Here is a 24508-nt window from a genome sequence, read left to right on the forward strand (position 1 = left end):
GTTCTGTACGCTTACTTCATTCCGAAAATCAGAAGGAAGATAGGATCAGTAGCGATAGTGCTCAGGCTTGAACGGGCCCTCGGGTTTGACGCCGATATAGGCCGCTTGTTCGGGGGCCAGTTTCGACAGTTTCACACCGATCCGGTCCAGGTGCAGACGAGCAACTTTTTCGTCCAGGTGCTTGGGCAGGATGTAGACATCGTTCTTGTAGGCCTCACCACGGGTCCACAGCTCGATCTGCGCCAGCACCTGGTTGGTGAAGGAGGCCGACATCACGAAAGACGGGTGACCCGTCGCGTTGCCAAGGTTCAAGAGGCGGCCTTCGGAGAGCAGGATCAGACGGTTGCCCGAGGGCATCTCGATCATGTCGACCTGTTCCTTGATGTTGGTCCACTTGTGGTTTTTGAGGTTGGCGACCTGGATCTCGTTGTCGAAGTGGCCAATATTGCCAACAATCGCCATATCCTTCATCTCGCGCATATGCTCGATGCGGATGACATCCTTGTTGCCGGTGGTGGTGATGAAGATGTCGGCGCTGTCCACTACATCTTCCAGCAGGACCACTTCGAAACCGTCCATCGCGGCCTGCAGGGCGCAGATCGGGTCCACTTCGGTGACCTTGACCCGGGCACCGGCGCCGCGCAGGGAGGCAGCTGAGCCCTTGCCCACATCGCCGTAACCGCAAACTACGGCGACCTTGCCTGCCATCATCGTATCGGTGGCGCGACGGATACCATCGACCAGCGATTCCTTGCAGCCGTATTTGTTGTCGAACTTCGACTTGGTGACCGAATCGTTCACGTTGATCGCCGGGAAGGGCAGCTGCCCTTCTTTCACCAGCTCATAAAGACGGTGAACGCCGGTGGTGGTTTCCTCGGAAACGCCTTTGATCGCCTCACGGGTTTTGGTGAACCAGCCCGGGCTTTCGGCCATACGCTTTTTGATCTGGTTGAAGATCGCTTCTTCCTCTTCGGAGGTCGGAACTTCGATCAGATTGGTTTCGCCAGCCTCTACGCGCGCGCCAAGCAGCACGTAAAGCGTTGCATCGCCACCATCATCCAGAATGAGGTTTGCGCCTTCAGGGAACTGGAACGAGCGATCCAGATAATCCCAATGTTCTACAAGGGTCTGGCCCTTGATCGCAAAGACAGGCGTGCCGCCTGCCGCGATTGCGGCCGCAGCGTGGTCCTGGGTCGAGAAGATGTTGCAGGAGGCCCAGCGCACATCCGCGCCCAGCGCCACCAGCGTTTCGATCAGAACCGCAGTCTGGATGGTCATGTGAAGCGACCCGACAATCCGGGCCCCTTTCAGCGGCTTGCTGTCGCCATATTCGTCACGCAGGGCCATCAGCCCCGGCATTTCGGTCTCAGCGATGTCGAGTTCCTTGCGGCCAAACTCGGCCAGCGCGATGTCCTTGACGATATAATCCCCGGCCATTGCGTGCTCCATTCCGGTTACATTTTGTCTACCGCAGCAGGTAACACCGCAATGGTTTATAAGCAACGAAGATGCCCGAAAGCGCCGGGGCGCAGCGACCGGAGGTCGTGCGCCCCGACCTTCCCAACGGTCCGGGGGGACAGGTCAGCTGGGGGTGCCTTGCGGCCTGGGGTCTTCCGTCAATTGGAAAAACCCGGTGCCGGAGGCCACCACACAGCTCAACCCGTTGGGATGGGAAACCAGCACGGTGAAAGTGCCGGTTGTTGCTGAAGCCCAGAATTCGATCACGGTGGAAACGGGCTGGCTGGCTTGCAGCCCGCCAGCAGTCAACCGCTCGGCGTATGAGGATTGCAAACGATCCACCAGGTGATCGCGGGGACTGCAGCCAGCGGCAAGCACCGGCGGCGCAGTCGCAAGCATCCCAAAGATAAGCGAGGTGCAGGCAAGACGTTTAAACATGACAATCTCCTTTCGCATGTGCCAAAGCGACGAAAGAGGCTTGCCAAGGGGGCAAGAGCCCCTGTCGTACCTATAAATATGGGGCCAGAACCGGCCGGTATCAAATCCCGGCCGGTCAACTGTTCGTGGTGTCCATGTGTGCTCAGCAGGTGATCCTGCCACCACATAGGCTCGAGAACACCGTTGGCGGCCTGCCTTAGGCGCCGTGCCGGCAATTGCGCTGCACGCACTCACCGGCTAGTCAGAACCCACCGCCAAAGGAAGAGACTGACCATGCCCCCCAAACCTCCGCGCGCCTGGCAAAGGATGCTCTCCGGTCGCCGCCTTGACCTGCTTGATCCGACTCCGGTCGATGTCGAAATCGAGGATATTGCCCATGGGCTGGCCTTTGTGGCGCGCTGGAATGGCCAGACCATTGGTGATTTTGCCTATTCCGTGGCAGAGCATTCGCTTCTGGTGGAGACGATCTACGGTCGCCTGAACACGAAGGCGCCGGTGCGATGGAAGCTGGCGGCCCTGCTGCACGACGCGCCGGAATATGTCATCGGAGACATGATTTCGCCGGTAAAGAATGCCGTTGGCCCAAGTTACGGCGAATTGGACCAGCGGTTGACGACGGCGATTCATATCCGCTTTGGTCTGCCTGCCGTATTACCTAAAACGGTCAAGGCCCAGATCAAGAAAGCAGATCGGATCAGCGCCTGGATGGAAGCAATCGAGATCGCCGGATTTTCCCGCAGCGAAGCCGACCGCCTGTTTGGAAAGCCGGATCAAGCGCTTATGGAAGGGCTTTCCATCCGCCTGCGACCACCAGTCGAGGTCCGCAAAGATTACATCACCCGGCACGCCGATCTTTTGGCACTGCTCTGATCCCAAGAAAAAGCCTCTCCCGATCTGGAGAGGCTTTCGCTTCACTTGGGGCTGCGTTTGGCGAGAATTCGCTGCAGCGTGCGCCGGTGCATGTTCAGCCGTCGCGCGGTTTCCGATACATTCCGGTCGCATAGTTCATAGACCCGCTGAATATGCTCCCACCGCACACGATCCGCACTCATTGGATTTTCCGGCGGCGGCGGCAGCTCTTCTTCATTGGCGAGCAGCGCGTTCATGATGTCCGACGCATCAGCAGGTTTTGACAGGTAATCCGTCGCACCAATCTTCACCGCTGCAACGGCTGTCGCAATGGCACCATATCCAGTCAGAACAACCACTCGGCTGTCGGGGCGGCGCTCTCGCAGGATCTCCACCACATCAAGCCCGTTGCCGTCCTCTAGCCGCAGATCGACCACCGCAAAGGCTGGAGGGCGGGCTGTGGCTATGGCGCTGCCTGCTGCGACAGATCCTGCTGTCTCCACCTCAAAGCCACGTTTTTCCATGGCCTTGGCCAAGCGCCGCAGAAAGGGCTCGTCATCATCGACCAGCAAGAGCGTCTTGTCCGGTCCTATTTCCTGCATAGCAGCTTCGCCCATGCTGTCGGTCTCCCCCGCAATGTTATCAGGTCGTGAGGCTTGATATTACGTCTCGCCTCCGAAACGTCAAACCTTCATCAGGATTACAGGTTTTCCAGAAAGCAGCCGACCTTGTCAGCAACCTGTTCCGGTGTCTCGTCACGGCGAAAGAACTCCACAAATCCCTGCTCGGGCAAAACCAGATAGGAAAAGGTCGAGTGATCAACAAGATAGTAGTCTTCGTCGCCGTCATGTTTCTTGTAGTAGGTCTTGTAGGCGCGGCTGGCGGCCTTAACCTGTTCGTGTGATCCCGTCAGACCAATCATCCGTTCATGCAGATTGGCGGCAAAATCACCCACCACCTCAGGTGTGTCGCGATCCGGGTCGATGGAGATGAACACCGGTGTCACGTCCTGTCCACGCTCATCCAGCAGATCGATGACCTCGGCATTGCGGGCAACATCCAGAGGGCAGACATCAGGGCAAAACGTATAGCCGAAATAGACCAGCGACGGCTTGGTGATCACATCCTTATCCGTCACCGTCTCACCCTTGGCGTTCAGCAGCTCAAACGGTCCGCCGATTGTATCGGACCCTCCTGCGATCTGACTGGCGCGGCATTCGGCGAAGTCATCACCCGCGCCGCCTCCGCGTGTGGCAAACCAGGCTCCCCCTACCAGGGCAGCAACAACAACGGCAGCAAGGATGGCATAGAGACGGGTCATGAGATCACACTTTGCGCAAGAATTAGATGGGTCATCAGGCTGCGCCAGACCTACCAAGAATCTCAGGCGATGCAACGGGCGGAGCGAAGCAGCCGCCGCGCATCGGCCAGAAGTGGTCCAGCGATCCTGCACGAGGGTCGACCTATCGCAGGCCTTACCCCAATGACCAGACGGACAAATCAGCGCAGCCGCGGGCGATCCCGGCGACAGTCACCGTATAAGGAGGCCATCGCCAAAGCAGATCAATTGTCTGTCTGCGCCAGGAATGCGAGGATACTGCGACAGTCTGGTTTCGTCTTGTTCCAGAGCAGGCCATATGTCAGCCAGATCCCGACCGGAGCCAAACAAAATGGCCCCATCCCCTCGGCACGGAGTGCGGTATGAGCGCGACAAATATTGACCTGCTGAGCGGGCAGGAACGGAGCCACTGGATTCGCCTGCGCACGTTGATCCTGCTGCGCTGGGTGGCGATAGCTGGTCAGGTCTCTGCCATCACCGTGGCACAGCAGCTCTATAATCTGCAGCTGGAGCTCGTGCTTTGCTATATCGCGATTGGTGTTTCGGTTCTGGGCAACCTCATTGCGATCATTCTGTTCCCGCAGAACAAACGCCTCTCGGAATTCGAGAACTTCCTGATGGTTCTCTTTGACCTCCTGCAGCTGAACTTCCTGCTCTATCTGACCGGTGGATTGAACAACCCCTTCGCGCTACTGGTGCTGGGGCCGGTGACGATTTCCGCCTCGATGATGCGGCTGCGCTCGACCCTGATTATCGGTGCCACCGCGATCATCCTGGTAACACTGCTTGCGGAATTTCATCTGCCGCTGCGCACGCCGCAGGGGTTTGTGCTACGGGTGCCGGATATCTTTGTCTTTGGCAACTGGACTGCCATCGTGATCGCGGTCTTGTTCATTGGCGCCTATTCCTACCGGATTAGTGCAGAGATCCGCTCTATGTCGGATGCGCTGGCCGCGACCCAGATGGCCCTGTCGCGCGAACAGAAGCTTACCGATCTGGGCGGCGTTGTGGCCGCTGCGGCCCATGAGTTGGGCACACCGCTGGCCACGATCAAACTGGCCAGCGCAGAGTTGATCGACGAATTGGATGACCGGCCCGACCTGCGCGAAGATGCCGCCCTGATCCGTGAACAGGCGGACCGGTGTCGCGATATTCTCAGAGGCATGGGGCGCGCCGGCAAGGATGATCTGCATCTGCGCCAGGCCCCGCTTTCCACCGTGATAAACGAGGCGGCAGAACCGCATATGTACCGGGGCAAAACCGTGATCTTCGAGGAAGCCCCGGAAAGCGATGGCGATCCCCAGCATCCGACCATCCTGCGCCAGCCGGAAATCATTCACGGCCTGCGCAATCTCGTGCAGAACGCGGTGGATTTTGCCCGAACAACAGTCTGGATCGATGCCAGCTGGAACGATGAGACGATTACCCTGCGCATCAGCGACGATGGTCGGGGCTACCCGTCACATCTGCTGGGCCGGATCGGCGACCCCTTCGTGCGGCGGCGTCGTAGCGACAGCGACCGGCGCCAGCGTCCCGAGTATGAGGGCATGGGTCTCGGACTGTTCATCGCCAAGACATTGCTGGAACGCAGCGGCGCTCAGCTGATTTTCGCAAATGGATCCGATCCCAATCAGACCTTGACCCGTGATCCGGAACGTTGTGGCGCATTGGTGCAGGTCAGCTGGCCCCGAAGCAAGATTGACGCTCTGACGGGCGAAAATGCCGTTCCCATCGGGGAAAATAAACGTATAGAAATTTAACTATTCACTTTTAGGCAACCAATTAAACTTCATTTAACCATTATCGGGAAACATCGGTCGGGAGAGTAAAACACTTGTGGGTAACGGACATCATGCAGCAGATCCTATCGACCGACTGGCTTGTATTGGCAACGCTTTGTGCGGCTACGGCCGCAGCAGCTGTATGGTGGCTGTCTCCGAACCCCAAACCCAAGGGCTTTGAGCAGGATCTGCTGCAGGGCGATGGGCGCTCTGATGCGGTGTTTCTCTTTGATGACACGACGCTGATCGGCTGGTCCTCCGGCGCGCGCCGGTTCGTGGGCGAACAGGCGGAGAGCTTCAGCTGGGCCAACCTGCGAGAGCAATTGGCCCGCAGCTACCCGGGCCTGCCGCAGTCTCCCGGCTTTCTGAAGGATGTCGGACCGCTGGTGCTCTCGGGCACTGCAAATGCCGAAAGCCGCGAGGCGCTCTGCGAATGGATTGATGGTGTCACCCGGGTACAGCTTCGCAGCACGACATCCGAGGAGCATAATCACAGCATCGACCAAGAGCTTACGACCCTGCGTTCAGCGGTGCATCAGGCGCCCTATCCTGTCTGGCTGCAATCAGATGACGGTGCGGTTACCTGGTCCAATCTTGCCTATGACGATCTCAGCCAGAAGCTCCGTGGCCGCAACGTCGATTTCTCGGAACCGCTGTTCACCAATCTTGATGACCCGATGGCCAGCGGCAAACCTGAACGGATTTCGATCCCCATGCCCGAGAGCAAGAAGAAGCTCTGGTACAATATCTCGACCACCGAAACCGAAGCCGGCTGGTTGTGCCACGCGGTGGATGTGAATGCGGTTGTTGACGCCGAAATCGCTCAGCGCAACTTCGTCCAGACATTGGCAAAGACATTTGCCCAGCTTTCTATCGGTCTTGCGATTTTTGACCGGAATCGTCAGCTGGTACTGTTCAATCCGGTGCTGATCGACCTGACCGCCCTGCCCGCCAATTTCCTCAGCTCGCGGCCGAACCTGCTGACCTTCTTTGACCGGCTGCGCGATCAACGCATGATGCCGGAACCCAAGAATTACTCCAGCTGGCGCCATCAGATGGCCGACCTTCTGGAAGCTGCGGCCGAGGGCCGCTATCAGGAAACATGGTCGCTGCCATCGGGGTCAGTCTACTCCGTCTCTGGCCGCCCGCATCCGGATGGCGCGATTGCCTTCCTGTTTGAGGATATCACCGCCGAGATCACCCTGACCCGCCAGTTCCGTTCCGAGCTTGAAATGGGTCAGTCGATCATGGATCAGATGGACGAAGCCATCGCCGTTTTTGCAAATGACGGTACCATGACCTTCTCCAACGCCGCCTATCACGATCTGTGGCAGATGGATCCCGACGGCAGCTTTGCCAAAATCACCATCATGGACTCCAGTCGGGTATGGCAGGACATGTGCGCCGCAACACCGGCCTGGGGAGAAGTTCGCGATTTCGTTGCAGGTAGCGACAGCCGCACCCCCTGGTGGGCAAACGTGCAGCTGCGCAACGGCACCCCGCTGATCTGCAAGGTGACCGCCATCCAGAACGGGGCAACCATGGTCAGCTTCCGCTCCCCCGACCCGGCGCCGGCGCCGGTGGACCAACAGCGGTTTGCGATTACCAAGCAGGAAAAATAGCGCTGTAGGCAGCCCTTCGATCAGCAGGAAAGCCCGGTTCGATACCGGGCTTTTTCGATCCGGCTTGCAGCCTTGCGCGCGTGGCGGCATTGTCGCCCCATGACAACCCAGACGCTCGTAATCCCTCTCCCCTCACCCGACCACACCGCCGTGCTTGCCGCCCGTATTGGTGCCCAGCTGCAGGGTGGCGATTGCCTGCTGCTGGAAGGCGTCATCGGCGCCGGTAAAACCCATTTTGCCCGCAGCCTGATCCAATCTCAGATGACCGTGCCCGAGGATGTCCCCTCGCCCACATTCACTCTGGTTCAGACCTATGAGCTGCCCGGCGGAGAGCTGTGGCATGCCGATCTCTACCGTCTGTCAGCCCTCGATGAAATCGAAGAGCTGGGTCTGATTGCGGCTTTTGAAACAGCTATTTGCCTGATTGAATGGCCGGACCGCCTAGAGGAACTCACGCCAAGCGACGCGCTGCATGTTTCGTTGGCGCTGGACCCAGACCATGACGATGCCCGCACCGCCACCCTGCGATGGAGCGATCCGCGCTGGGACACCCTGATGAAGCAGATTTCCACATGACCGACCGAAACCATCTCATCTCAACCTTTCTGAGTGATACCCCCTGGCAAGACTGGACGCGCGAGCCGCTGGCCGGCGACGCGTCCAACCGGCGCTATGAACGGCTGCGCCATCACGATGGCACCTCTGTTGTGCTGATGGATGCCCCGCCTGATCAGGACGAGGATGTTGCTCCATTTGTGGAGATTGCGACCTACCTGCGCGACCAGGGACTGAGCGCACCAGAGATTCTGGCCGAAGACCGCACAAACGGGTTCCTGATCATCGAAGATCTGGGCGATGCGATCTTTGCGCGTGTGATGCGCGATGATCCGGCACAGGAACGCGCGCTATATGAGGCCGCTACTGATGTTCTGATTGCCCTGCATGACGCCCCGATGCCAGAGCTGGAGCCGCTGGGACCCAGACTGATGGCAGAACTATCCGGCCTCGCGTTTGAAAAATACCGGGATGTGATCCGTGAGGAGACGTCGGCTGAGCATCTTGCCCGCTTCACCAACCAGTTCGAGGATATCCTGCGCCGCACGATCAAAGGTGACGTTGTTTTGGTTCAGCGGGACTATCACGCGGAAAACCTGATCTGGCTGCCCGAGCGCACCGGCGTCGCAAAAGTCGGATTGCTGGATTTCCAGGCCGCCCGTGCGGGTCATCGGGCCTATGATCTCGTGTCTCTGTTACAGGACGCCCGCAGGGATGTGCCTGCCGCCATCGAGATGCAGATGATGGATCGCTACGTCACCGCGACCGGTGTCGACGAAGGCAGCTTTCGCGCGGCGTATACCGTGCTGGGTGTGCAGCGAAATATGCGCATTCTGGGTGTTTTTGCGCGTTTGGGCAGGGATTATGGCAAACCGCAATACGTCGATCTGATCCCGCGTGTGTGGGATCATTTTCATCGGGGCCTCGACCACCCGGCAATGGCACCGCTTGCGGAGTTCCTGCATCGTGAAATGCCGGTGCCCACCCCTGAGGTCCTCGACCGGTTGCGCGGCTGATGGCAGACCCCAGATATCCCGTCATGATCTTCGCCGCGGGCTTTGGCACCCGGATGCGCCATCTGACCGCAGATCAGCCAAAACCGATGATCCCGGTCGCTGGCCGTCCTTTGATCGATCGCGCTCTGGACATGGCACGAGAGGTTGCACCGACTGTGATAGTGGCCAACAGCCACTATAAGGGCGACATTCTGGCCCGCCACCTTGCCGACAGTGAAGTGGTGATCAGCCCCGAACAGCCACAAATCCTTGATACCGGGGGTGGACTGCGACAGGCCTTGCCGCTGCTCGGCGCACCAGACGGGCCGGTCTATACCGTGAATCCCGATGTGGTCTGGCGCCGGCCAAACCCGTTGCGCCTGCTAAGAGCTGCCTGGGATCCGGAACGCATGGACGCGCTGCTGGCCTGTATTCCCATTGCTCGTACCATAGGGCGCAGCGGTGGTGGCGACTTTCATACCGATGGTGACGGGCGCCTGCAGCGGGGCGGCGATCTGGTCTATGGCGGCGTACAACTTCTGCGCACCAACCGATTGGCAGAGATCGAAGAAACCGTCTTCTCACTGAACACACTTTGGGATCTGATGGCACAGGAGGACCGCCTGTTTGCGCTGGAATATCCCGGTCATTGGTGCGATGTCGGCACCCCCGAGGGGATCCCCCTGGCCGAGGAACTGATAGCCCAAGATGAGATTTGAGCCGCAAGACACGCCACGCCTCTTTGCCGTTCCCTGCGGCGTCGATTTCCCGCGCGCCCTTGTTGAGGGGCTAATCACACGCAGCCGAGCCGCACCACCGGAAGCGCTGGCGAAGGTGGAGCTGATCGTCAACACCTCCCGTATGGCGCGCCGGGTGCGGGATCTGTTTGACCAAGGGCCAGCGCTGTTGCTGCCCAAGATTTCTCTGCTCACGGATCTTGATATGCGCGCGACGCTGCGTGGTCTGCCGCCAGCATTGCCGCCGCTGCGGCGGCGACTTGAGCTGTCGCAGCTCATCGCCAAATTGCTGGATGCCCAGCCGGATCTGGCTGCGCGATCCTCGCTTTACGATCTCTCCGACAGTCTGGCAGCACTGTTCGACGAAATGCAGGGCGAAGGGGTCAGCCCTGACACCATTCGATCACTCGATGTCTCCGATATGTCGGGCCATTGGGCGCGTGCGCAGCAGTTCATCGCTATCGCAGATGAATTCGCAGAAACCCATGCAAACGCGATGGACGCGCAGGCCCGCCAGCGGCAGGTTGTGCTGGATCTGATCGAAGACTGGCAGGAGCAGCCGCCCGAACACCCTGTCATCCTCGCAGGTTCCACCGGATCGCGCGGCACCACACTGATGCTGATGGAGGCCATTGCGCGGCTGCCGCAGGGCGCCGTGATCCTGCCAGGATTTGATGACCAGCAGCCCCGGCATGTCTGGGAGCATCTTGATGACCCGCTGATGTCCGAGGATCATCCGCAATATCGGTTCTTCAAGATCATGCGCGATCTGGACATGACTGCGGATGATGTTCTCCCATGGGTCGCAACATCACCAGCCTCCGTTGCCCGTAACAGATTGGTATCCTTGGCGTTGCGCCCAGCGCCGGTCACCGATGCCTGGATGCGCGAAGGACCGGAACTGCGCGACATCGACCGTGCCACCGCCGAGATTACCCTGGTCGAAGCGCCCAACCCGCGTGCGGAGGCACTGGCCATCGCGCTGCGCCTGCGCCAAGCCGCCGAGGATGGTCAGACCGCCGCCCTCATCACACCGGATCGTATGTTGACCAGACAGGTGGCCGCAGCGCTGGATCGCTGGGATATTCTGCCGGATGATTCCGCCGGTCAGCCCTTGCAACTGTCGCCGCCGGGCCGTTTTCTGCGCCATATTGCCGAGCTGTTCTGTAAACCGCTTACCTGCGATGCGCTGCTGACCCTGCTGAAGCATCCTCTCTGCCACGATGGGGCAGGGCGCGGCGATCACCTGCGCCACACCCGCGAGTTGGAACTGCGCTTGCGCCGCTACGGACCTCCCTTCCCGGATGCCGACAGCTTTGCCGCATTTGAAGTCGGGCGCGACCTGATGTCGGGATGGACCGGTTGGCTGTCCCGGTGCTTTGCCGACAAACCCATCAGCGGAACGCAGCCACTGTCCCGGTGGGTCGATACCCTGCGGCAGCTGGCAGAGGCGATAAGTCTGGGCAGTCAGGACGCTTCAAGCGGTGGCCTGTGGAACAAGAAAGCCGGCCGCAAGGCGCTGGAAATCATGGACAACCTGCGCGCCGAGGCTGGATATGGCGGCGAAATGACAGCTCGGGACTTTGCCGATCTCCTGCGGGCGCTGCTGTCGCAAGGTGAGGTCCGCGACCGGGATGCACCCTATGGCTCCATCCTGATCTGGGGCACGCTGGAGGCACGGGTGCAGGGCGCCGATCTGGTGATCCTCGGTGGCCTCAATGAAGGCAGCTGGCCAGAGGCAGCCACCCCCGATCCCTGGCTCAACCGCCAGCTTCGCCATCAGGCGGGCCTGCTGCTTCCTGAGCGGCGTATCGGACTGTCAGCCCATGATTTTCAACAGGCGGTCGCCGCCCCTCAGGTCTGGATGACCCGCTCCGAACGGTCGGATGAGGCGGATACGGTGCCGTCGCGCTGGCTCAACCGTATGACCAATCTGTTGTCCGGGCTGCCGGGGCAGGGCGGCCCGGCGGCACTGGCGGAGATGCGGGCACGCGGGAAGGAATGGCTCGGCTGGGCCGACGCGCTTGAGGCACCGGTACCGATGGATCCCGCAAAACGTCCAGCACCGCGCCCACCCGTTGCTGCCCGCCCGCGGCGCCTGACCATCACTGAAATCCCTCGGCTGATCCGCGATCCATACGCGATATATGCCAAGCATGTGCTGAAGCTGCGCCCACTCGATCCATTGGTACAGGAACCCGACGCCCTGCTGCGCGGCATCGTTCTGCACAAGATCCTGGAAGATTTCATCAAGGCCACTGTTGCCGACCCAAGCCAGTTGACGGTGCCAAATTTTCTCGCAATCGCCGCCTCTCATCTGGAAGCCAAGGTGCCCTGGGCCATCGCGCGCAGCCTCTGGCTGGCCCGGCTGGAACGTATCGCTGACGATTTCATTAATGGTGAGCGCCAGCGGCAGGCCAACGCACGCCCCTCCGGGTTCGAGGTCTCTGGTGCGGTACGGGTGGCACCGTTTGATTTTGAAATTGCTGGCACAGCAGATCGGATTGATGTGGATGAACGTGGAGGCCTGCATCTTTTTGACTATAAGACCGGCGATCCACCATCCGAGAACCAACAGAAAGCGTTCGAGAAACAGCTGCTGATTGAAGCTGCGATGGCGGAACGCGGCGCCTTTGATCGCTATGGTGAGGGCAGGGTGGAGCGCGCCATATTCCTTGGTCTCAAAAGCCCTCTGAAAGAGGTCGCAGCCCCGCTTCTGGACGAACCTCCCGGCAAAGTTTGGGAGGAACTGAGCAAGTTGATCGGTGCATATTTTAAGCCTGATCAAGGATATAGCAGCCGTCGCATGGTGTTTCAGGACACTCAGACCGGCGATTATGACCATCTGGCGCGCTATGGCGAATGGGACCGAAGCGCAACGCCGGAACCGGAGATTCTGACATGACCGCCCGCGATGCCGCCTCCGAAGCGCAGTTCCGGGCCGCCCGCCCGGACGCCTCAACCTGGCTGGCTGCAAACGCCGGATCAGGCAAGACCAAGGTGCTGACCGACCGGGTGGCGCGCCTGTTGCTGCGCGGCGTTCAACCCCAGCATATCCTCTGTCTGACCTATACCAAAGCCGCCGCCAGCGAGATGCAGAACCGGCTGTTCAAGCGGCTTGGTGAATGGGCCATGCTCGGCGATGAGGCGTTGACCACGGCGCTTACGGAGCTGGGTGCGCAGGATGTAATCTCTGCGGAGGGAATGGCGCAGGCCCGCACCCTGTTCGCGCGCGCAATCGAGACACCCGGTGGACTGAAGATCCAGACAATCCACTCCTTCTGCGCCTCATTGCTGCGGCGTTTTCCGCTGGAGGCAGGCGTCAGTCCGCAGTTTTCAGAGATGGATGACCGCGCGGCAGTACTGCTGCGGGCCGAGGTTGTGGAGGCGATCGCAGAAAGCGCCGATCGGTTTGAGGCTGATCTGATTGGTAAGCTGGCCCGGCAAGTGACAGACAGCGATTTCGAGACTCTGACCGCTGCCATATGCCAACGCCGGTCTGATTTTGATGCCCCGCTCGATCGAGCGGGGCTTTTGACGCTGTTTGATCTGCCTGAAGGATTTGACACTGGTGCGTTGGAAGATGGCGTGTTTCTCGGGGGTGAAGGGGATCGTCTGGCGCAAACCTGCACCATGCTGGAGCAAGGCAGCAGCACGGATATTAAGGCAGCAGCCAAGCTGCGCAAGATAACGGAGCCAACCTGTGCGGACCTGCCGATTCTTGAGTCAGTTTTTCTGACGGGGGCGGCAGCCAAAGCACCCTTCAGTGCCAAGATCGACGCCTTTCCCACTAAGAAGCTGCGCGAAAACAACGTTGCGCTGATGGACCAGCTGGAACCGCTGATGCGACGTGTCGAGGCCGCACGCGCCCAGCGTCTTGCCTTGGCTGCGGTCGATAAATCGCTGGTTTTGCACGATTTTGCTGCGGTATTCCTGCCTGAATATGATCGCCGCAAACAGCTGCGCGGCTGGCTGGATTTTGACGATCTGATCCTGAAGGCCCGGCAGCTGTTGAATGATCCGGCTGTTGCGGCCTGGGTTCTTTACCGATTGGACGGCGGGATTGACCACATCCTCGTCGATGAGGCTCAGGACACCAGCCCGGTGCAATGGGATGTCATCGAAAAACTGGCCCAAGAGTTCACCGCCGGCGAGGGCGCACGATCCGACGTCGAGCGAACCATTTTTGTTGTCGGTGACAAGAAACAATCAATCTACTCATTCCAGGGGGCCGATCCTGACGCCTTTGACCGAATGCAGGCTGAGTTTGCCGACCGGCTAGCGGAAACAGGCAGCGCATTGCAGAATGCAGCGCTGGAGTTCTCCTTTCGCTCCTCCGCAGCGATCCTGGGGCTGGTCGATCTGGTGTTCAAGGACAGCCCTGGCGCAGGTTTTCACCGTGACGCGCTGCACCGCGCGTTCAAATCAGAACTGCCAGGACGGGTCGACCTCTGGCCCGTCGTCGACAAGATCGACACAGAAGAAGAGCGTGACTGGACCGATCCGGTAGATCGCCCCGGCGCCCGCCACCACACGGTCATTCTGGCCGAGCAGATCGCCAATACCATCAAGGAGATGATCGACAACAAGGTCACGCTACCCGAGGATGGCCCTGAGCGCGGCAGCTTTCAGCGCCGCCCTGTACAGGCAGGTGACTTTCTCATTCTAGTGCAGCGCCGGTCCGAATTATTTTCGGAGATCATCCGTGCCTGCAAAAAGGCTGAACTGCCTATTGCCGGTGCGGACCGACTGAAAATCGGGGCCGAGCTGGCGGTAAAGGATCTGGCCGCTTTGCTGTCATTTCTCGCCACGCCAGAGGATTCGCTGTCACTGGCCGCCGCCCTCAAATCACCTTTGTTTGGTTGGAACGAACAGGCCTTGTTCGATCTGGCTCACCGTCGTGAGGGCGGCAGCTACCTCTGGACCGCTCTGCGCGACCGGGCGGCGGAATATCCAGACACGATGGCAATTTTGGACGACCTGCGCGGCCAGACCGATTTTCTGCGCCCTTATGACCTGATCGAACGTATCCTGACGCGCCACGGTGGTCGCCAGCGCCTACTCGGCCGATTGGGGCCCGAGGCGGAGGATGGCATCAACGCCCTGCTCAGCCAGGCGCTCGCCTACGAGCGCACCGATATCCCGAGCCTCACCGGGTTTCTGGTTTGGATGCAGGCCGATGATCTGGAAATCAAACGCCAGATGGGGGCGGCGGGCAATATGATCCGGGTGATGTCAGTGCATGGATCCAAGGGGCTGGAAGCGCCGATCGTGATCCTGCCCGACACAGCCAAACGCAAGCCGCCACGCGACGATGAAATCATGCGCGCCGAGGCCGGGCCGATGTGGAAACTGCCCAGCGCCCTGATGCCGCAAGTGATGCACGGCGCCCGTGAAGCGGCGCAGGACAAGGCCAGAAACGAACGGCTGCGACTGCTCTATGTGGCGCTGACACGGGCCGAAAAATGGCTGATCGTCGCCGCTGCCGGCGAGCTGTCCAAAGACGGTGACAGCTGGTACCAGATGGTTGAGCGCGCGTTGAGAGAGGCAGGTGCCAGCCCTTATCAGACCAGCTATGGTGAGGGGCTGCGCCTGCAACACGGCGATTGGGACGGGCTGCCGTTTCATTCTGCAGCGCCGGTCGTCCCTCTCCAGCCGCAGCTGCCGGATGTGTTCCGACATGCACCCCCTCCCTACACGCCGCCCGTGCCAACGCTAAGCCCATCGGATCTCGGCGGAGCGAAGGCCTTACCGGGCGATCTGGGACAGGATGAAGAAGCGGCCAAGGCGCGCGGCAGCCGACTCCACAGATTGCTGGAACATCTGCCCGGCACCGGCAAGGAGATGTGGCCGCAACTGGCTGAGACGCTGCTGGCAGGTCACGAAGACACCGCTGAACTATTGGCTGAGGCGACGCGGGTCCTGACCACACCGGAATTGCAGGAGATCTTTGCCCCGGATACCCTGGCAGAGGTCGCCGTATCAGCGGATCTGGATGGTCGCAGGATCCACGGCGTGATTGATCGGCTGATTGTCACCCCAAAACGTGTGCTGGCAATTGATTTCAAATCGAATGCCACTGTGCCGAGCCGTCCTGAGACCTGCCCGGAGGGGCTGTTGCGGCAGATGGGGGCCTACGCCCGTGCTCTGGCCACGCTCTATCCGGATCGGCAGATCGAGACGGCTTTGCTCTGGACCCGCACTGCGTCGCTGATGGCCTTGCCACACGATATTGTGTCATCCGCCCTTAAGCGCCGCGAGATACCTTGACGATCCGTTAAGCCGTTCATAGGTTCACAGCCGAACTGCCACACTCTTAGGGAGACATGCCCATGTCCACCGTCGCCGTAACCGATGCCACTTTTGACGCCGAAGTGAAAAATTCCGAAGTCCCCGTTGTGGTGGATTTCTGGGCCGAATGGTGCGGTCCCTGCAAACAAATCGGCCCCGCTCTGGAAGAGCTGGCCGCTGAGTATGGCGACAAGGTGAAGATCGCCAAGGTCGATGTAGACAGCAACCCGAACTCCGCAGCGGCCATGGGCGTGCGCGGTATTCCTGCGCTGTTCATCTTCAAGGACGGTCAGGTCGTGTCCAACCGCTCAGGTGCGGCCCCCAAGGCTGCTTTGCAGAGCTGGATCGACGAGTCGATCTAAGACCGCCGGTAGGCCGAAGAGATCAGAGGCGTCCCATCGGGGCGCCTTTTTTATGGTTAGGTTTCAACCCAATGGACAGGAGCCGCATCATGGCTGAAACACGGGTACTGGTCGAATTTGGCATGGGCACGTCGCTGCGGCGAAATGACTATACCGAGGCCGCCAAACGAGCAATCAGAGACGCGCTCTGGCATAACTCCGTCAATGTTGCGGAGCTGTTCGATTTCCCCAAGGAAGCAATGCGAATCCGCGCTGAAATCGGCGTGCAGAACCCTGAGGCCGTAGATCGGGCGGCGCTTTGTGAGATCTTTCCTTATGGTACACCAGACATCCACGTGAGCGAGGGAGGGCTTGATATTGACAAGCCGGGCGGCGGCCAGACCGTCATCGCCAACGCCGCCATCATCGTTTCATTTGATATGGAGCCGATTGCATGACTGAGAAACGCATTATTCTGGAGATGGGAACCGGCAACGATCTCTACGGGCAGGACTACACCAAAGCCGCCCGGCGCGCCGTGCAGGACGCGCTGCACCACTCATCAATCACGCTATTTGCCAAATTGGGAATTGATCATGCCGAAATGCGTGTCGAGGTTACCATCGGCGTTCAGGAACCGGATAAGGTAGATTGCGATCTGGTGGCAGGCGATCTGCCCCGCGGGCGTGCGACAGTGCGCGCCGTACACGGAGGGCTGGATGTGGTTGATGATGCCGATGGCGGCAAACATGTTATTGCAACCGCCGCTATTGAGGCTTGGCTCCCGGATCAGGCAGGGCGCTACCGGCTACGCTCCTGATGGCCTAGTGATCCTACGCAAAAGAAAAAGCCGCCCTGGAAGGAGCGGCCAAATCATCTTTGTGACTGAGGATGAGCGTCCTCAGATCTTTGCGATATCCGCGCGGGTCAGACCGATGTCTTCCAGCTGCGTATCGGTCAGCGCGGACAGAGCCTTGCGGGTGTCACGTGCTTCTTTCCAAGCCACGATCGAAGACTTGGCGTTGTAGACTGCGTCCACCAGGCGGAGTACGGTGACTGCTCCGAGCGGCGCATGGATGTTTGCGGTGGTAGCCATTTGCGCATTCCTTATGAGAACCAGCCGACACCATGTCGGTTGTGAGCCTCATGTAGGGTGGCCTGCCGAGTCACACAATTGCCGGTTCGACAGCTCCGAATTGCAGTTTTTGCATAGCATGAATTTCGGGCGCTTTGCCCAGATAAAGGCAACTCTCCCAGCGCGTTCCAGTCGTGACGAACACCTGTTCCATTTCACCTGAACAAAATACCCGCATCAGGGCACAAATTGTCGGCTCTGCGACGATCATCAGATGACCACATGTGAAAACCGTCCGGTCGGTCGTTGCAAGAAGATCATAGCCAGGGCGCGGCCAGGGCGCCTATTCGCTTGATCCCCGGCACCCGCAGCGGATAGCACCCGGTTGAGGTACAAAAAACCAGTGCCCATATAGGCCTGGAAACAAGGAGAACACGATGGCAGACGATCAATTCCCGGGCTGGCACGGTACGACAATCATCGGCGTGAAGAAGGATGGCGAGGTCGTCATTGCCGGCGACGGGCAAGTTTCCCTTGGGCAGACCGTGATCAAGGGAACGGCGCGCAAGGTCCGCCGCCTGTCGCCCGGAGGTTTCGATGTCGTCGCGGGTTTTGCCGGCTCCACTGCCGATGCCTTCACCTTGCTTGAGCGGCTTGAAGCCAAGCTTGAGGCCACCCCCGGTCAACTCGCACGTGCCAGCGTGGAATTGGCCAAGGACTGGCGCACCGACAAATATCTCCAGAAATTGGAAGCGATGCTGATCGTGACCGACGGGGCAGATATGTTTGTGATCACCGGCGCCGGGGATGTGCTGGAGCCAGAACATGATGTTGCCGCCATCGGATCGGGTGGAAATTTCGCGCTGGCCGCTGCCCGCGGCATGATGGACAGTGACCGCAACGCCGAAGCCGTGGCCCGTGACGCAATGGCCATCGCGGCTGATATCTGCGTTTACACCAATGGACGTCTGACAGTCGAACGGATCAGCCAGAAGGACTGATATGAGCCATATCGATCAAAACGACATTCGGGCTGCGGTTGGTGCCGGCCTTCTCAGCGAGGCGCAGGCCGCCTCGCTTATGGCGCTGGCCCACAGCAGACGCGGTGCGCGTGAAAATCTGGCACCGGGCGATGAGCCGTTTGAGCTGTTCAAAGGGTTCAATGAGATCTTCATCGTGATCGGTTTGATCATTCTGTCGACGGGCTGGGCCGCTGTTACCGGTATCTCCATGGCCGAAGGGTTGGGCGGGCTGGTTGAGAAAGCCACCATGTCCTCCATCATCGGCGCGGTCGTGCTTTGGCTGCTGAGCGAATATTTCATCCGTCGTCGTCGCATGGTGGCGCCGGCGATTGCACTGTCGATCCTCTGGACGCTGAATGCAGGCGTCGGACTTACGGCTGAATTTTCGCAGGTGTTCATGGTCATGCAAGGTGACTATGGCAGCCTGCCCTTGCCCCTCGGGCTGACAACGGTTGCCATCGCGGTCTACTGGCTGCGCTTTCGGGTCCCTTTTGCCATGGCTCTGATCGCTCTTGGTGTCTTTGCGCTGGCCCTAATGCTGGCCGCAAATCAGTCGGGCAGCCTGACGGGCATTGGCGATCTCTTCCTGCTTTCTGCGTCGGGCCCGTTTGCCTGGGTGACATTGCTGGTTGGTCTCGCTGTGTTTGCCGTCGCGATGATGTTTGACCTGAGCGACCCGCATCGGGTCACACGACGCTCTGCGCAGGGCTTCTGGCTGCATGTTGTTGCGGCGCCGGCGCTGGTTAATACGATCGCGCTCAGCCTGCTTAACAGCGGCACCTCCGAGGCCAATCTGGCGCTGATGGCAGTGCTGTTTGCATTTGCCGTGGTCGCGATCATCATTGACCGGCGCTCATTTCTGATTGCGGCCATCGGCTATAGCGTCACCCTCGCGGCGACAGTGTTTGACGGCGATGGCGCTGCGACCACCATTCTCGTGCTGGGCCTGTTCCTGGTGATCCTCGGCGCGTTCTGGGCGCGGATCCGGGCCCTGCTGATTTCCCCCCTCTCACGGGTGCTGCCGCTTGACCGGCTGCCGCCCGCCCACTGAAACGGACCCCTCATGACTGATCTCACCCCTCGCGAAATCGTTTCCGAACTTGATCGCTTTATCATCGGCCAGACCGATGCAAAGCGTGCCGTTGCCGTCGCGCTGCGCAATCGCTGGCGTCGCAAGCAGCTGGGCGATGATCTTCGGGATGAAGTCTATCCCAAGAACATCCTGATGATCGGGCCCACCGGCGTCGGCAAAACGGAGATTTCCCGTCGTCTGGCCAAACTGGCCCGCGCGCCGTTTATCAAGGTCGAGGCGACAAAGTTCACCGAGGTCGGTTACGTCGGCCGCGACGTAGAGCAGATCATCCGTGATCTGGTGGATATCGCCATTGTTCAGACCCGCGAACACATGCGTGAGGACGTCAAGGCCAAGGCCCGCCAAGCGGCGGAGGAGCGAGTCATCCAGGCCATCGCCGGCGAGGATGCCCGCGACGCCACCCGCGAGATGTTCCGTAAAAAGCTTAAAGCCGGCGAGCTGGACGATACTGTCATCGAACTGGATGTCGCTGACAGCTCGAACCCGATGGGTTCCATGTTCGAAATCCCCGGTCAGCCCGGTGGCAACATGGGGATGATGAACCTTGGCGATCTGTTCGGCAAAGCCATGGGTGGTCGGACGACCCGCAAGAAAATGACCGTCGCAGACAGCTACGACATCCTGATTGGTGAGGAAGCGGACAAGCTGCTTGACGACGAAACCCTCACCAAGGCGGCGTTGGAGTCCGTTGAACAAAACGGGATCGTCTTCCTGGATGAGATCGACAAGGTCTGCGCACGTCAGGATGCGAGGGGCGGCGATGTCAGCCGAGAAGGTGTGCAACGTGACCTGCTACCGCTGATCGAAGGAACGACCGTTTCGACCAAACATGGCCCGGTGAAGACCGACCATATCCTGTTCATTGCCTCCGGTGCGTTTCACATCGCGAAACCCTCCGACCTGCTGCCAGAATTGCAGGGGCGACTGCCAATCCGCGTGAACCTTCGTGCCCTGAGCGAGAAAGACTTCGTCCGCATTCTGACCGAAACCGACAATGCGCTCACTCTGCAATATACGGCGCTTCTGGGGACAGAGGATGTCAAGGTGAGCTTCACCGACGATGGCATCGCATCACTCGCCAAGATCGCGGCCGAGGTGAATCAGACGGTCGAGAACATCGGGGCGCGGCGACTCTATACCGTGATCGAACGTGTCTTTGAGGAGCTGTCTTTCAGCGCGCCGGATCGGTCGGGTGAAACGGTCGTTGTAGATGCTGCTTTTGTCCGCAAGAACCTCGGTGAATTGACCAAATCGGCTGATGTCAGCCGCTATGTGCTTTAACGGTCGTCAGGGCATCTGCCCGATCTGTGGACATAGCGGCAGGCCGCCAGTAGCCTGCCGCTATTGTTAATAGATGGCCCCTCGCATGAATTTTTCACGAGTCCTGTTCAGCATCAGCATGGTTCTGATCGTGGCAGCAGGCTGCACCGACAGATCCTTTACCCCAACTGTGCCGGAAGCCTTGGAAATCGGCAAAGCCAAGACCATTTTTGGCGCAACGACACGTCGGCCCCTTCCAAATGGAACCTATGGCGCGGAGCGATCCGATACGCTGCGCCTACTGGAACTGACGGTCTCAATCCCGCCGAACCATTCACCGGGACAGCTGGATTTTGCCTATGCTGAACCCGATCCCGAAACGCAATTCACCATGGCGGGCCGGGAAGAGGTTGCCGATATGGCGGAACTGAACAATCGCGTCGCGCGGGAACTGGATAACTACCCGGTTGGGGAGCGTGATATCACCGTATTTGTGCATGGGTTCAACTCCACCCAGGCTGAAACGGCGTTCCGGGCTGCCCAGCTGAGCAACGATATCAATATCCCCGGCGCCACGATCATCTATTCCTGGCCCAGCCAAGGAAACCCGCTGGGTTACGCCTATGATGGCGATAGCGTGTTGTTTGCACGTGACGGGTTGGAGCAGCTCCTGCGCAATCTGAAGCCCGGTGCGTCAAACCGCGTCGTTCTGGTCGCCCATTCCATGGGATCGCAGCTGGTGATGGAAACCATGCGCCAGATGGAAATCAAAACACCAGGCTGGAGCAGCAAGAACCTCGGCGCGGTGATCCTGATGTCCCCGGATCTTGACGTTGAGGTTTTCCGCAGTCAGATGCGCCGCATTGACCCGGTTCCACAGCCCTTCGTCGTCATGGTTTCGCGCAAGGATAACGTATTGAACCTGTCGCAGCGACTGCGCGGAACACATAACCGCGGTCGGCTTGGCAATCTGAAATCACTGGACGATGTCTCTGAGTTGCCGATCGAAGTGGTCGACACCACCGCCTATGCCGATACGGCGGAATCCGGGCATTTCGTAGCCGCGACCTCGCCGGCAGTGCTGTCGATCTTGAATTCAGCCCGCCAGACCGCAGCAGCCTTTGACCGTGACGCCGTGTCGATTCAGCGGCTGTTCCCCGGTCGTTTGGTTGTCGAAAAGGAAGACAACGCGGTCGAAATCACGCTTTCGGAAAACTATCAGGCCAATGTGTATCGCGGTGAAGATCGCTGAGGCAGTCCACCAATCAGCGATGTCGCCGAAGATAGATGTAATAGGCACCGCCACCACCATGGCTGACATGGGCCGGGGTCACCTGAAGTACGACCTGCGACAGTGGCGGCAGTGACAGCCACTGCGGTACCTGATGACGCAGGACGCCACGCGGAACAGGCATCGGTCCGGGTTCATCTCGATCTTTGCCTTTTCCGGTGATCACCAGAACCAGCCGCTTGCCCGCAGAATGGGCTGACAGGACAAACCGAACCAGCGCAGGGTGGGCTGCATCGACCCGCATTCCATGCAAGTCCAGCTTCCCCTCCGGTTTCAGCTTGCCACGTTTCATCTTGCGGTAGGCTTTGCCATCCATCTGCATCGGCGCAGAAATCAGCCCCCTTGTCACACTGGGCTTCAGATCATGTCTGGTCGGCTGGGATGTGGCTTTGGAACCCAGTTCAAACAGCTCTGGCGTGAACCTCTCCTGCGGTGGCAGAGGCGATTTGCTCGGCCTGGGCTTGGGCAGGGGAGCGGTGGCTGGCGCAGTACGTGTTTTAGGGTGCAGCCGCTCGGCCTGACGCGCCACCCGGTGCCAGAGGTCTATTTCTTCGGAGGTCAGTTTGCGGCGGCTCATCAGAAATCCCCCGGCAATAGCGCATAGGCTCGCTGGATCGGAAGCAGCACCACCATGCGACCGGGATCGCGTAGCTTGCCAGCTTCGATCCCCGCCTCATCCCCGCTGCCAAAGAACACATCGGCCCGCTGCGCGCCCTTTATGGCGGAGCCGGTGTCCTGCGCAATCATCAAGCGCCGCATAGGTTTAGCACCATCCTTTTCCAGCCAGACCGGTGCACCCAGTGGCGTATATTTCGGATCAACAGCCAGGCTGCGCAATGTGGTCACCGACCGGTTCATCGCGCCCAGCGGGCCGGCAGAGGCTGGAATACGGCTCACCTCACGGAAGAACACATAGGAGGGGTTGTGCATCAGCAAATCCTCGCCGGCGAGCGGATTGCGCCGCACCCAGCGTTTGATCACCGCAGCGCTGACCTGATGGATATTATAAATCCCACGGCGAACCAATTCGGTGCCAATGGATCGATATTCATGACCATTGGCGCCGCCATAGCCAACCCGGATCGAGGAGCCATCCGACAGGCGAATTCGGCCGGATCCTTGGATTTGAAGAAAAAACAGCTCGACCGGATCATCGACCCAGGCGATCTCCAGCCCGCGCCCTTCCATGATGCCGCTTGTCAGAAGTTCGCGCCGTGTCAGCCATTGGCTGGAGTTGCGCGCCTCCGGCGGCTGCCGGTAGACCGGATACCGATACCGGGAGCTGGGCCTGCGCGCGCCTGACAGCTCAGGTTCGAAGTAACCGGTAAACAACGCCGGCGTGCCATCCTCGATCAGGACAGGGCGAAAAAGCAGCTGAAAGAACCCGCGCGCAGATTGCGGATCCTGTTCACGCGCAAGCGCACAAAGCGCGCGCCAATCCGGATCGTCCAGATCCCGGCAGGTCTGCAGGAAGGCGCCGAGCGCCTCCTCATGATCGTCCTTCGCCCAGCCTTCTAACTGAGCAAAGGATAACATTGTATAGGTCGTTTCTGCCTGCCCGCCCTGCGGGAACAAATATGCGCCAGCCCCAAGGGCCAGCGCACAGAGTGCCCGCCGGAGCCCGTGCATCATGCGTCCGTGGCGACCAGATGCCAGTTCGGATCCGCACTGCCCATGGTGCGGCCAAAGACCCAGGTGTCCTTCTGGCGTTTCAGGGCCTTGGGATCGCCCTCGACGATATCACCGCCACGGTCCCGCACGACGGAGGTCAGTTCCGCGACAAACCTCATGGTGATTTCTGCATTGCCTGTAGCCGGATCAAAGCTGGTATCGGTCAAGGTCGTTTCACGCACGCCGACAAATTCCGCCTCGATGGTCAGCCCCTGATCTTCGCGGTGCGAAACAGCGGTGACAAAGCTCTCAAAGACAGCGGGCGCGAGGAACGGTTCGATTTCGTCCAGATCCCCTCGTTCAAACGCCATCAGGATCATCTCGTAGGCTCCGCGAGCGCCCTGCACAAAATCCCGTACCTCAAAGGACGGTTCAGCTTTCTTCATTGCGGCAAGGTCTTTGGCCTGCGAACTATCCTCAGGGACATAGTCAATGATGTCATGGTCCGGCCCACCTTCGATTACCTCGAGCTCGGGACGGCGGCTCTGGCGATCTGATTGAGGCAGGGCCGGCTTTTCGAACCCTTCACGGGTGCCAAGAACGCTCTTCAGGCGCAGGATCAAAAACACGGCAATACCGGCCAAAACCAACAGCTGAATCACGGGCGACTCCATAACAACCTCTACGGTAGATGTTCATGCTTCGTTTGAAACTAAAGCGTTCCAACCTTATGTAGGTGACGGGTCGGCG

23 protein-coding genes are annotated in these 24508 nt (G+C 59.7%); 15 read left to right on the forward strand and 8 right to left on the reverse strand.

Going from position 1 to position 24508, the window contains the following annotated elements:
• Window positions 1-45: 45 nt before the first annotated feature.
• Together ahcY and WLQ66_RS14790 are read right to left on the reverse strand one after the other, a co-directional pair.
• On the reverse strand, window positions 46-1437 hold the full coding sequence (gene ahcY / locus WLQ66_RS14785; RefSeq protein ID WP_340547089.1) for an adenosylhomocysteinase: 1392 nt from the start codon (window positions 1435-1437) through the stop codon (window positions 46-48).
• Between the two features lie 144 nt (window positions 1438-1581).
• The gene (locus WLQ66_RS14790; protein ID WP_340547090.1) at window positions 1582-1896 is read right to left on the reverse strand and encodes a hypothetical protein; all 315 of its coding nucleotides are present in this window, start codon (window positions 1894-1896) and stop codon (window positions 1582-1584) included.
• A 273-nt stretch (window positions 1897-2169) separates the two neighbouring features.
• Here WLQ66_RS14790 and WLQ66_RS14795 point away from each other — a divergent pair, with 273 nt between their 5' ends.
• Window positions 2170-2766, forward strand: coding sequence for an HD domain-containing protein (locus WLQ66_RS14795; RefSeq protein ID WP_340547091.1), 597 nt, complete (start codon window positions 2170-2172; stop codon window positions 2764-2766).
• Window positions 2767-2807: 41 nt separating this feature from the next.
• Here the strand turns inward: WLQ66_RS14795 and WLQ66_RS14800 are convergent, their stop codons facing one another.
• Window positions 2808-3362, reverse strand: coding sequence for an ActR/PrrA/RegA family redox response regulator transcription factor (locus WLQ66_RS14800; RefSeq protein WP_014876423.1), 555 nt, complete (start codon window positions 3360-3362; stop codon window positions 2808-2810).
• A gap of 83 nt (window positions 3363-3445) precedes the next feature.
• The gene (locus WLQ66_RS14805) at window positions 3446-4066 is read right to left on the reverse strand and encodes an SCO family protein (protein ID WP_340547092.1); all 621 of its coding nucleotides are present in this window, start codon (window positions 4064-4066) and stop codon (window positions 3446-3448) included.
• A gap of 380 nt (window positions 4067-4446) precedes the next feature.
• Here WLQ66_RS14805 and regB point away from each other — a divergent pair, with 380 nt between their 5' ends.
• From regB to WLQ66_RS14855, 10 genes are all read left to right on the forward strand, one after another.
• Complete coding sequence (gene regB, locus WLQ66_RS14810; RefSeq protein WP_340547093.1) at window positions 4447-5844, forward strand: sensor histidine kinase RegB; 1398 nt, start codon at window positions 4447-4449, stop codon at window positions 5842-5844.
• Between the two features lie 92 nt (window positions 5845-5936).
• A complete protein-coding gene (locus WLQ66_RS14815; RefSeq protein ID WP_340547094.1) occupies window positions 5937-7487 on the forward strand; it encodes a PAS-domain containing protein in 1551 nt (516 codons plus the stop codon).
• Between the two features lie 99 nt (window positions 7488-7586).
• Window positions 7587-8063 carry a tRNA (adenosine(37)-N6)-threonylcarbamoyltransferase complex ATPase subunit type 1 TsaE gene (tsaE, locus tag WLQ66_RS14820; RefSeq protein ID WP_340547095.1) on the forward strand — a complete coding sequence of 159 codons (477 nt, stop codon included), beginning with the start codon at window positions 7587-7589 and terminating at the stop codon, window positions 8061-8063.
• Window positions 8060-9058, forward strand: coding sequence for an aminoglycoside phosphotransferase family protein (locus tag WLQ66_RS14825; RefSeq protein WP_340547096.1), 999 nt, complete (start codon window positions 8060-8062; stop codon window positions 9056-9058). The genes tsaE and WLQ66_RS14825 overlap by 4 nt, the downstream gene beginning before the upstream one ends.
• Window positions 9059-9081: 23 nt before the next feature.
• Complete coding sequence (locus WLQ66_RS14830; RefSeq protein ID WP_340547254.1) at window positions 9082-9756, forward strand: nucleotidyltransferase family protein; 675 nt, start codon at window positions 9082-9084, stop codon at window positions 9754-9756.
• The gene (addB, locus tag WLQ66_RS14835) at window positions 9746-12679 is read left to right on the forward strand and encodes a double-strand break repair protein AddB (protein ID WP_340547097.1); all 2934 of its coding nucleotides are present in this window, start codon (window positions 9746-9748) and stop codon (window positions 12677-12679) included. The genes WLQ66_RS14830 and addB overlap by 11 nt, the downstream gene beginning before the upstream one ends.
• Window positions 12676-16044 (forward strand): double-strand break repair helicase AddA, encoded by a 3369-nt coding sequence (gene addA, locus WLQ66_RS14840; protein WP_340547098.1) that lies wholly within the window; start codon window positions 12676-12678, stop codon window positions 16042-16044. The genes addB and addA overlap by 4 nt, the downstream gene beginning before the upstream one ends.
• A gap of 62 nt (window positions 16045-16106) precedes the next feature.
• Entirely contained in the window at window positions 16107-16427 is a 321-nt protein-coding gene (gene trxA, locus WLQ66_RS14845) for a thioredoxin (protein ID WP_340547099.1), read from the forward strand.
• Window positions 16428-16516: 89 nt separating this feature from the next.
• Window positions 16517-16864 (forward strand): Lin0512 family protein, encoded by a 348-nt coding sequence (locus WLQ66_RS14850; RefSeq protein ID WP_340547100.1) that lies wholly within the window; start codon window positions 16517-16519, stop codon window positions 16862-16864.
• Window positions 16861-17226: a Lin0512 family protein gene (locus WLQ66_RS14855; RefSeq protein ID WP_340547101.1), complete on the forward strand. Its 366-nt coding sequence runs from the start codon at window positions 16861-16863 to the stop codon at window positions 17224-17226. Before WLQ66_RS14850 ends, WLQ66_RS14855 begins: the two co-directional genes overlap by 4 nt.
• 81 nt (window positions 17227-17307) lie before the next feature.
• Here WLQ66_RS14855 and WLQ66_RS14860 read toward each other — a convergent pair whose 3' ends face one another.
• Complete coding sequence (locus WLQ66_RS14860) at window positions 17308-17502, reverse strand: DUF1127 domain-containing protein (RefSeq protein ID WP_340547102.1); 195 nt, start codon at window positions 17500-17502, stop codon at window positions 17308-17310.
• 416 nt (window positions 17503-17918) lie between these two features.
• Between WLQ66_RS14860 and hslV the strand changes: the two genes are divergently transcribed.
• The 4 genes from hslV (at window position 17919) to WLQ66_RS14880 (ending at window position 22108) form a co-directional block, all read left to right on the forward strand.
• The gene (gene hslV / locus WLQ66_RS14865; protein ID WP_340547103.1) at window positions 17919-18482 is read left to right on the forward strand and encodes an ATP-dependent protease subunit HslV; all 564 of its coding nucleotides are present in this window, start codon (window positions 17919-17921) and stop codon (window positions 18480-18482) included.
• Between the two features lies 1 nt (window position 18483).
• Complete coding sequence (locus tag WLQ66_RS14870) at window positions 18484-19554, forward strand: hypothetical protein (protein WP_340547104.1); 1071 nt, start codon at window positions 18484-18486, stop codon at window positions 19552-19554.
• A 12-nt stretch (window positions 19555-19566) separates the two neighbouring features.
• A complete protein-coding gene (gene hslU, locus WLQ66_RS14875; protein WP_340547105.1) occupies window positions 19567-20877 on the forward strand; it encodes an ATP-dependent protease ATPase subunit HslU in 1311 nt (436 codons plus the stop codon).
• Between the two features lie 85 nt (window positions 20878-20962).
• Window positions 20963-22108 (forward strand): alpha/beta hydrolase, encoded by a 1146-nt coding sequence (locus WLQ66_RS14880; RefSeq protein ID WP_340547106.1) that lies wholly within the window; start codon window positions 20963-20965, stop codon window positions 22106-22108.
• A 13-nt stretch (window positions 22109-22121) separates the two neighbouring features.
• Here the strand turns inward: WLQ66_RS14880 and WLQ66_RS14885 are convergent, their stop codons facing one another.
• Genes WLQ66_RS14885 through WLQ66_RS14895 form a run of 3 tightly spaced genes read right to left on the reverse strand, consistent with a single transcriptional unit; the run spans window position 22122 to window position 24432 of the window.
• Complete coding sequence (locus WLQ66_RS14885; RefSeq protein ID WP_340547107.1) at window positions 22122-22724, reverse strand: Smr/MutS family protein; 603 nt, start codon at window positions 22722-22724, stop codon at window positions 22122-22124.
• On the reverse strand, window positions 22724-23779 hold the full coding sequence (gene mltA, locus WLQ66_RS14890) for a murein transglycosylase A (protein WP_340547108.1): 1056 nt from the start codon (window positions 23777-23779) through the stop codon (window positions 22724-22726). Before mltA ends, WLQ66_RS14885 begins: the two co-directional genes overlap by 1 nt.
• Complete coding sequence (locus WLQ66_RS14895; RefSeq protein WP_340547109.1) at window positions 23776-24432, reverse strand: Tim44/TimA family putative adaptor protein; 657 nt, start codon at window positions 24430-24432, stop codon at window positions 23776-23778. The genes mltA and WLQ66_RS14895 overlap by 4 nt, the downstream gene beginning before the upstream one ends.
• Window positions 24433-24508 lie beyond the last annotated feature (76 nt).

This window comes from Phaeobacter sp. A36a-5a (genome assembly GCF_037911135.1).
GTDB classification, from domain to species: domain Bacteria; phylum Pseudomonadota; class Alphaproteobacteria; order Rhodobacterales; family Rhodobacteraceae; genus Phaeobacter; species Phaeobacter bryozoorum.